The sequence below is a fragment of the Roseomonas sp. TAS13 genome, assembly GCF_001950415.1.
GTDB classification, from domain to species: Bacteria; Pseudomonadota; Alphaproteobacteria; order Acetobacterales; family Acetobacteraceae; genus Roseomonas; species Roseomonas mucosa.
Genome location: NZ_BDLP01000767.1, coordinates 1 through 729, shown reverse-complemented (window position 1 = coordinate 729; position 729 = coordinate 1). Strand labels below are relative to the sequence as shown.

The 729-nt window shown below is 73.3% G+C and carries 1 protein-coding gene; it reads right to left on the bottom strand.

Going from position 1 to position 729, the window contains the following annotated elements:
• Positions 1-729, bottom strand: a 729-nt coding sequence (locus ROTAS13_RS25405; RefSeq protein WP_216348760.1) for a hypothetical protein, incomplete at both ends; no start/stop codon positions are given.

Genomic DNA, 729 nt, shown 5'->3' with positions numbered 1-729 from the left:
GCCCAGCGCGAGGAGCGGCAGCGCCGGCCAGGAAAGCCGCCCGCGCGCGGCGAAGACGGCGACGGCCAGCAGCGCCACGGGGATCAGCACCATGTGGCTGGGGCGCGTCAGCACCAGCAGGCCGAGGGCCGCGCCCGCCAGCAGGGCCGGGAGGCCGCGCGGGCCGCGATCCTGGAACAGACGGAGGAACAGCAGCGCCGCGCCGGCGAAGAGGAAGAGGCCCAGGCTCTCGGTCATGGCCAGGGTGATGAGCTTGGCATAGCTCGCCAGCGTGCCGAGGCCGATGCCGGTGGCAAGCGCCGCGATGGCCGTGCTGCCGGACAGGCGCCGCGCGGCGGCGAACAGGAAGGCCAGCGCGCCGGCACAGAGCGCCATCTGCACCGGCAGAGTGAGGCCACGATAAGGCGGGCAGTTCTGCGCCACGTCGCCGCTGGACCAGTGGCGGACGAGGCAGGCCGCGTTCTCGCGCAGCCGGGGGTCGAGTTCCATCATTCCGGCGAGGAGCAGCGGATAGCCGGGGCCGAGGAACATGCCGGGCGGCGGGACCTCCCGGCTGCTGTCCACCTTGTCGAAGAAGCCGTCGGAATAGACGCCGTGATGCACCAGGTCCCAGGCCGTCATGGCGTAGAAGCGCTGGTCGAAGACATCCAGCGTGCGGGGCCGCGCGGCCGAGCCGACCGCCAGCAGCACCGCGAGGCACAGGGCGAAGGCGGCCCCGGCCTGGAGCAG